5 protein-coding genes and 1 pseudogene are annotated in these 8,700 nt (G+C 71.0%); all 6 read left to right on the forward strand.

Features of this window, described 5'->3' with window-relative positions; all coding sequences use genetic code 11:
• Positions 1-2,133 (forward strand): annotated as a pseudogene (locus tag AWC27_RS30890) (PE family protein); the annotation flags it as partial.
• Positions 2,134-2,318: 185 nt separating this feature from the next.
• Positions 2,319-5,342: a PE family protein gene (locus AWC27_RS08670; RefSeq protein WP_085670109.1), complete on the forward strand. Its 3,024-nt coding sequence runs from the start codon at positions 2,319-2,321 to the stop codon at positions 5,340-5,342.
• 47 nt (positions 5,343-5,389) lie between these two features.
• Complete coding sequence (locus tag AWC27_RS08675) at positions 5,390-6,508, forward strand: type III polyketide synthase (protein WP_085670110.1); 1,119 nt, start codon at positions 5,390-5,392, stop codon at positions 6,506-6,508.
• A gap of 4 nt (positions 6,509-6,512) precedes the next feature.
• On the forward strand, positions 6,513-7,013 hold the full coding sequence (locus AWC27_RS08680) for an isoprenylcysteine carboxyl methyltransferase family protein (RefSeq protein WP_085670111.1): 501 nt from the start codon (positions 6,513-6,515) through the stop codon (positions 7,011-7,013).
• The gene (locus AWC27_RS08685; RefSeq protein WP_085670112.1) at positions 7,010-8,026 is read left to right on the forward strand and encodes an NAD(P)/FAD-dependent oxidoreductase; all 1,017 of its coding nucleotides are present in this window, start codon (positions 7,010-7,012) and stop codon (positions 8,024-8,026) included. The genes AWC27_RS08680 and AWC27_RS08685 overlap by 4 nt, the downstream gene beginning before the upstream one ends.
• A 106-nt stretch (positions 8,027-8,132) precedes the next feature.
• Positions 8,133-8,700, forward strand: a 568-nt coding sequence (locus tag AWC27_RS08690; RefSeq protein WP_139836850.1) for a PE family protein, incomplete at its 3' end; no start/stop codon positions are given.

Consider the following 8,700-nt stretch of genomic DNA (forward strand, 5'->3'; position numbering starts at 1 on the left):
GACGGAGGGATGGGCGGGGTCGGCTACCTCGGTCCCGGCGGGGACGGCGGTACCGGTGGGAGCGGCGGCCTGCTGAGTCCCGGCGGCACCGGCGGCACCGGCGCGCTGGGCATCACCACGGGCGGACATGGTGGGACTGGCGGGACCGGCGGGCTGTTCAGCACCGGCGGAACCGGCGGCACTGGCGGTAGTGGCCTCGTCGCGGGTGGGGCAGGCGGGGCCGGCGGAAACGGGGCACTGATCGGTAGCGGAGGCTCCGGCGGTATCGGCGGGCAAGGTGGCCACATCGCCGGGTCCGGCGGCAACGGCGGAATCGGCGGCGCGATTGCCGGTTCCGGGGGCGCCGGCGGCGAGGGCGGATCTGCCCTGGGCAACGGCACTTCCGTCGGCGAGGGCGGGGCCGGCGGGTCCGGCGGAAACGCCGGCATTTTCTACGGCTCCGGCGGAGCGGGTGGGGTCGGTGGTTTCAGCTCCGACGGCACCGGCGGTCACGGCGGCGCCGGGGGTAACGGCGGATGGATCGGCAATGGCGGCAATGGCGGGACCGGCGGTGCCGCCGCACCCGCCGAAGGCGGTCATGGCGGGACCGGCGGGGCGGCCAAGCTGATTGGCAATGGCGGCAATGGCGGCGCCGGCGGAACGGGCACCGCCACGGGTAATGCCGGCGCTGGTGGCAGTGGCGGCATGCTTCTCGGCGCGGCTGGGTTCAACGGAGACGGCACCATGCAGGCACCCGTTTCCCCGGTGCACCAAACTGCACTCGGTCTTATCAACGCACCAGCTCAGGCAATGTTCGGGCGCCCCCTGATCAGCAACGGCTCCAACGGTGCGCCAGGCACGGGAGCAGACGGCCTGCCCGGTGGGATTCTGATCGGAAACGGGGGAAATGGCGGTGCCGGCGCGGCCGGCCATAACGGCGGGGCGGGCGGCGCCAGCGGCCTGCTCATGGGCTCCGGCGGCGCGGGCGGGGTCGGCGGCGACGGGACCACCACCGGCGGCGCCGGCGGAGCCGGCAGGCTATTCGGCATTGGCGGGGCCGGCGGCCCCGGAGGCTACAACGCTAGTGGCGCCGGCGGGGCAGGCGGTGCCGGCGGCAATACTCGGCTGTTCGGCACCGGCGGGGCCGGCGGTAGCGGCGGACAAGGCAGCAGCATCGGCGGAGACGGCGGCAACGGTGGGGTCGGCGGGTACTTCGGCGGGGCAGGCGGGGCCGGCGGATTTGGCGGACACGGCACCGGCGACGGGACCCCGGGCGGCAGCGGTGGGGCTGGAGGTGCGGGCGGACTATTCGGCCACGGCGGCACCGGCGGCACCGGCGGCCTCGGCAACGGCGCTGGCGGAACCGGCGGGGTCGGCGGGACCGGCGGTCTGTTCGGCCCAGGCGGCACCGGCGGCACCGGCGGGGTCGGCGGCCACCTGGCCGGCGGAGCGGGCGGAGCCGGCGGAGCGGGCGGACTGCTCGCCAATGGGGGCGTCGGCGGCAATGGCAACACCGGGGGTACCGACGGGGGCAATGCCGGGGCTGGCGGCACCGCAGGGGTATTCGGCTCCGGCGGGACCGGTGGAACCGGTGGAGCCGGCCCTCAAACTGCGGGGTCTGGAGGTCAGGGCGGGAACGCCATCGGGTGGATCGGCACCGGCGGGGCGGGTGGCACCGGTGGGGAAGGCAGTACCGGTGGAGTGGGCGGTGCCGGCGGCAGCGCCGGCACCTTCTGGGGTATCGGTGGGGCGGGCGGCTCGGGCGGGGCCGTAGGCCGGGTGCTCTCCCCCGGCCCGGCTACGGGCGGGGCCGGCGGCGCCGGCGGCCACGCTGGCATCCTGTACGGCTCTGGCGGAGGCGGTGGCAGTGGCGGCAGCGGCGGAATCGGTGACCAAGGCCAGACCACCGGCGGCGCCGGCGGGACCGGCGGAAACGCCGGGATGATCGGCAACGGCGGGAACGGCGGCAACGGCGGCGATGCCGCACCCGTCGGTGGCGCCGGCGGCACCGGCGGGATCGGTGGCGACGCAAAGGAAATCGGCAACGGCGGCAACGGCGGCAACGGCGGAACTGCCACCACCACTGGCAACCCTGGTGGCGGTGGCAACGGTGGGACTCTAGTCGGAGCACATGGGCTCAACGGCCAGCCTTAACCCATGGCTACAGCATTGGCAGGACCCCGTGCGGCCCATTTCACACGCAACCGAATGCCAGTTGTTATAGGCAGTCGAATTTCTGCGTCTCCGAGAATACGCAGCGGTGAAACCTTAAACTATTTCCTGCGGCTCCTTGACATCATCGCAATTCCACGGATCGCCAGAGCGAATCGGGGCTACCCATGTCGTTTGTCGTAGCGTCGTTGGAATTGATTTCTGCTGGGGCGGGGGACCTTGCACGTATCGGCTCAGCGGTCAGCGCGGCCAACGCAGCGGCCGTGGGACCGACCGGCCAGTTGCTGGCCGCCGGCGCCGACGAAGTGTCAGTAGCGCTCACCGCACTCTTTCAGACCCACGCCACCGACTATCGGGTGATCAGCAACCGGGCGGCAAAGTACTACGGCCAATTGCTCAATACCCTCAACCAGAACGCGACCGCTTATGCCAGAGCCGAGGCCGCCAACGTCTCGCCCTTGCAGGCCGCCCAGGCGGCCGCGGTCAATGCGCTCGATGCGCTCAACGCCCCTACCCACGCGCTTTTGGGGCGACCGTTAATCGGCAACGGCGCCAACGGAGCACCCGGGACCGGGGCACCGGGTGAGGCCGGCGGAATACTGATCGGCAACGGCGGGAACGGCGGATCCGGCGCAGTCGGAGGAGACGGGGGTCACGGCGGAGCAGGCGGCTGGCTGTTGGGCTCCGGCGGTGCTGGCGGGTCCGGCGGGATTGGGGAAACCAGAGGTGGGGCCGGCGGAGTCGGTGGGCTGTTGGGTGTCGGCGGGACAGGCGGCACCGGCGGATACAACATCAGCGGGGTCGGCGGTACCGGCGGGGCCGGTGGCAACAGCTGGCTGTTTGGCACCGGTGGCGCCGGCGGGATGGGCGGACAGGGCAGCATCGGCGGCTCCGGGGGGAACGGCGGAGCCGGCGGCTGGTTCGGCGGCACCGGCGGCAACGGCGGGGGCGGCGGAGCCGGCACCACCACTGTCGGCGGGAACGGCGGGGGTGGCGGCAGCGGCGGCCTGTTGGGCGGTGCCGGCGGCCAGGGCGGCCTCGGTGGATTCGGCTATACCAGCGGCTCGGCGGGCGGCGCCGGCGGTACCGGCGGGCTGTTTGCGGGCGTTGGTGGCACTGGCGGCAATGGCGGAGTCGGCTTCCTCGAAACCGGCGGCAACGGCGGAATCGGCGGGTCCGGCGGAGCTTTCAGCAATGGCGGCACGGGAGGTAACGGCGGCGCAGGGATCACTGCCGGGGGACACGGTGGCGCCGGCGGGTGCGGCGGGCTGCTTGGCACCGGCGGCGCGGGCGGCAGCGGCGGGGCAGCCCTTCAGGTCGGCGGGGATGGCGGCCCCGGCGGCACCGCCGGTTGGCTAATCGGTGACGGCGGCGCCGGGGGCATCGGCGGGCAGGGGCGAACTAACGGCGGGGCCGGCGGCGCCGGCGGCGACGGCGGGATGCTGGTTGGCTCCGGCGGGGGAGGCGGGCCCGGCGCAACCGCCCTCAGCAACACTGGTTCTCACGGATTCGGTGGGTCAGGCGGGCCGGGCGGCAACGCGGGTATCTGGTACGGATCCGGCGGCTCCGGTGGCGCCGGCGGATTCGGCCCGCAAGGCGACGGCGGTCCCGGCGGCCACGGCGGCAACGCTGCACTCATCGGAAACGGCGGTAACGGCGGTGATGGCGGCAGCTCGACGCCCGGTGCCGGCGGTGCCGGCGGGATTGGCGGCAACGCTCGTCTGATCGGTACCGCAGGCAGCGGCGGCAATGGCGGATACGGTCCAACGATCGGCAACTCAGGAGCCAACGGCGCGGGCGGGCCGCTGCAGGGGGCATTCGACGTCGTCAACGCACCCGCCGAGGCATTGCTGGGTCAACCCCTGATCGCCAACGGTGCCAACGGCACCCCAGGAACGGGTGCCCCTGGGCAGCCTGGCGGCCTGTTGATCGGCAACGGCGGCAACGGCGGAGCAGGAGGGCCGGACCAAAGCGGTGGTAGTGGCGGGACGGGCGGCTGGCTATTGGGTTCGGGCGGTGCCGGCGGGGCCGGCGGGCCGGGCACTAGCACTGGCGGGAACGGCGGCAACGGCGGAGCCAGTTGGCTGTTGGGCGCCGGTGGTGCGGGTGGTACCGGAGGGGAAGGCGCCGTCACTGGCGGCGTCGGCGGTAATGGCGCCAGTGGTGGGTTGTTGGGCGGTGCGGGTGGGGCGGGAGGCGTCGGCGGGCTGGGCACCACCAGTGGAGGTGCCGGCGGCAATGGCGGAGCCAGCGGGTTGTTCGCCGGCGCCGGTGGCGCTGGGGCGACCGGCGGACAAGCCCACACGTCCGTCGTCGGTGTCGGTGGTGTTGGCGGGGACGGTGGCCCCGGCGGACTGTTCAGTCCGGGCGGCACCGGCGGCCGTGGCGGGGTCGGCCACAACGATGGCGGGATCGGCGGAAATGGCGGGGCCGGTGGGCTATTCGGCAACGGCGGCAACGGGGGCAGCGGCGGGATTGGCGACGTCGGCGCAGGTGCGAACGCCGGGGCCGGCGGCGCCGGCGGACTCCTAGCCGGCGCCGGCGGCAACGGCGGTGACGGCGGCAACGGCATCACCGCCGGCGGCGTCGGCGGTGACGGCGGGGCCGCCGGGTTCCTTGCCACCGGTGGCACCGGCGGCGCAGGCGGCGGGGCGCTCTCGACCGGCGGCGCGGGAGGTACTGGCGGCGATGCCCGCTGGTTGATAGGCAATGGCGGGACGGGCGGTAAAGGCGGTTCCGGCAGCACCACCGGCGCGACCGGAGGCGCTGGGGGCAACGCTGGCACGCTTGCCGGTTACGGTGGCGCCGGCGGCACGGGCGGCATCACCGTCAGCCTCGGCTCCGTTCCCGCCACTGCGGCGGGTGGCGCCGGCGGAACCGGTGGCAACGCCGGCTTTCTGTTCGGCTCCGGTGGGGCCGGCGGCACCGGTGGCGCTAGCGGCCATGCAGTCATCTCGACCGGCGGTGATGGCGGGGCCGGCGGCAACGCCGGCCTGTTAGGCAACGGCGGGAACGGCGGTAACGGCGGAGATTGCGCACCCGGGGACAGTGGCAGTAGTGGCGGCGGCGGAAACGGCGGCGATGCCGGACAAATCGGTAACGGCGGTAACGGCGGGAATGGCGCAACCGCCGGCAGCGGCGGCAACGGCGGCAAGCTGCTGGGCCAGGACGGACTCGATGGGCTGCCCTAGCTGATCGCCAGCTGAACTCATCCCACGGCAGTAACGTGAGTCAATACATGGACACATTTACAGGGGGAACATCCACGCGCCTTGCTGTGCACACACCAGGAGCCGTTAGCAGGTTGCATCCAGCGATAGCGGGTGTGGCCGTGAAGTTCCCAGAAAATCGTTATAGCCAGGACGAAGCCATCGGGGCGCTGACCGACTTCGCCGGTCCGGAATTCCGGCGCTTTGCCCTCAGCAGCGGGGTTCAGTCGCGTCACACCGCATTGCCACTTTCCCGATACAGCGAGTTGAGCGGCTTCACCGAGGCGAACGACGCCTTCGTGGGCGTCGCGCTCGACCTGGGCGAACAGGCATTGCTGGCCGCGCTCGACGACGCAAAGGTCAAGCCGTCGGAAGTCGACGTGATCTTTTCGACGACTGTCACCGGATTGGCCGTGCCAACACTGGAGGCCCGGCTGGCCAGCCGAGTGGGGTTGCGCCAGGACATAAAGCGCATTCCGCTATTCGGCCTGGGCTGCGTAGCCGGCGCCGCCGGGGTGGCACGCATGCACGACTACCTGCGCGCGTTTCCCAACGAGGTGGGCGCGCTGCTGGCGGTCGAACTGTGCTCGCTGACCATTCAGCGCCAAGACAATTCGGTGGCAAACCTGGTGGCAAGCAGTCTGTTCGGCGATGGCGCCGCTGCCGTCATCACCAAGGGGGCAGCCCGGGCCGTCCGTGGTTCCACTGGCTCCACGGGTCCCAGAGTCGTGGCGACGCGCAGCAGGATCTATCCCGAAACAGAAGAAGTCATGGGCTGGAAGATTGGTACCGACGGCTTCCGGATCGTGTTGTCGGTCGACGTCGCGACGGTCACCGAGAAGTACCTCGGTGGCGATGTCCGCAGGTTCCTCGCCGACCACGGACTAACCCCAAAGGACGTCACGACCTGGGTGTGCCACCCAGGCGGGCCCCGGGTGATCGAAGCGGTCGAAAACGTGTTGGACCTGCCGTCCAACGCTCTTGACCACACGCGAAATTCGTTACGCACCAACGGTAATCTTTCTTCGGTGTCGGTGCTTGACGTGCTGCGAGCCAACATGACCGATCCCCCGGCGCCGGGTTCGATCGGCCTGATGGTCGCGATGGGCCCGGCCTTCTGCTCGGAATTGGTGTTACTCAAGTGGTAGGGCCATGTACTACATATTGATCTTGGCGGTCGCGATCGAGCGCCTGGTGGAGCTGGCGATAGCACAGCGCAATGCGCGCTGGTCGTTCGCCCAGGGCGCCAAGGAGTTTGGCCAGCGGCACTACCGGGTAATGGTCGTGCTGCACAGCGCACTGTTGGTGGGCTGCGTGGTCGAGACCTGGGCGCTGCACCGGCCGTTCCTCCCGTGGCTGGGCTGGCCGATGGTCGGCGTACTGGTGCTGAGCCAGGCGCTGCGCTGGTGGTGTGTGGGGTCCCTGGGCCGACGGTGGAACACCCGGGTGATCGTGTTGCCGCATGAGCCGTTGGTGCAGCGCGGCCCGTACCGGTTCCTGCATCACCCCAACTATGTTGCGGTGGTGGCCGAGGGTTTCGCGCTGCCGCTGGTACACACCGCTTGGCTGACCGCACTGCTCTTCACCGTGGCCAATGCGACGTTACTGACAGTGCGCCTGCGCGTGGAGAACTCGGCGCTGGGCTATACATGACGGTCTACGACGCTGATCTGTTAGTCGTCGGCGGTGGTCCAGGCGGCCTTGCGACCGCGTTACACGCACGCAGACAAGGCCTTTCGGTGATTGTCGCCGAGCCGCGCGACGACCCGATCGACAAGGCTTGTGGTGAAGGGCTGATGCCTGGGGGCCTGGCTGAACTGGCCTCGCTGGGGGTAGATCCGGTAGGTATGCCGTTTGACGGCATCGCCTATGTGGACGAGCATCGCCGCGCCGAGGCCCGGTTTCGTACCGGGCCGGGTCGGGGCGTGCGGCGCACCACACTGCATGCGGCCCTGGCAGCGCGCGCCAAAGAGCAAGACACTGAATGGATCCGGACCCGGGTGACCTCCGTACAACAAGACGCGGATTCGGTGACGGCCGCCGGGATCCGCGCGCGCTGGCTGGTGGGCGCCGACGGACTGCATTCGACGGTGCGGCGGGCAGTGGGGATCACCGCGACAGCCGGAACACCCCGCCGCCACGGCCTGCGCTGGCACTACCGGGTGCCCGCCTGGTCCCGATTCGTCGAAGTGCATTGGTCCCGTTGGGGTGAGGCATACGTGACGCCGGTAGAGCCCGATCTGGTCGGCGTGGCGATCCTGTCCCGCCAACGACCCGAACTCGATTGGTTCCCTTCACTTACACCGCATCTACAAGGTGCCGGTCACGGGCAACCACGCGGCTGCGGCCCGCTGCGCCAGGTGGTATCCCGTCGGGTCGCGGGCCGGGTGCTGCTGGTCGGCGACGCGGCCGGGTACGAGGACGCCCTGACCGGCGAAGGCATCAGCCTCGCTGTCAAACAGGCGGGCGCGGCGGTTCGCGCCATCGTGGACGATGCCCCCTCCTCGTATGAGGCCGCGTGGCACCGGGTTACCCGCGACTACCGCTGGCTTACCCGCGGCCTGGTGCTGGCGAGCACGCCACGAGTGGCCCGCCGCGCAATTGTCCCCGCGTGTGAGCTGCTACCGCCGCTGTTCCGGCGGGCGGTGAACACGCTGGCGCAGTGACTGATTGGCGGCCCGGAGCGACGCTTCCGTCAATTCTTGACATGCCGCGCCTCAATTAACGCTATATTCACCTGGCTGGGTATGTGATTACTTGGGGAGGTATCGCATGTCGTTTGTCAACGTTGTACCGGACGTATTGGCCACGGCCGCAACGGATTTGACCGGAGTGAATTCGTTACTCAGCGCGGCCAATGCGGCCGCGGCCGCCCCGACGACGGGGCTGCTCGCCGCGGCGCAGGACGAAGTGTCGGCGGCCATCGCAGGGCTGTTTTCCGAGTACGCGCACGGCTATCAGGCGGTAAGCGCGCAAGCGACGGAGTTTCATACCTGGTTTGTGCAGGCGCTGACCGCAGGAGTGGGTTCATATGTCAGCACGGAGGCCGCCAGTGCCTCGCCGCTGCAGCAACTGCTCAATCTGATCAACGCACCCAGCGTGGCATTGACCCAGCGCCCGTTGATCGGCAACGGGACAAACGGCGCACCGGGAACCGGGAATGACGGCACGCCCGGCGGTTGGTTGATCGGCGACGGTGGTGCCGGCGGTTCGGGCGGGGTGGGACAGAAGGGCGGCGCCGGCGGGGCCGCCGGGCTGTTCGGTACCGGCGGCGCGGGTGGCGCCGGCGGGAACAGCCTCGCGGCCGGCGATGGCGGAGCCGGCGGGGCCGGCGGGGCGG

It is taken from the genome of Mycobacterium szulgai (genome assembly GCF_002116635.1).
Lineage (GTDB): Bacteria > Actinomycetota > Actinomycetes > Mycobacteriales > Mycobacteriaceae > Mycobacterium > Mycobacterium szulgai.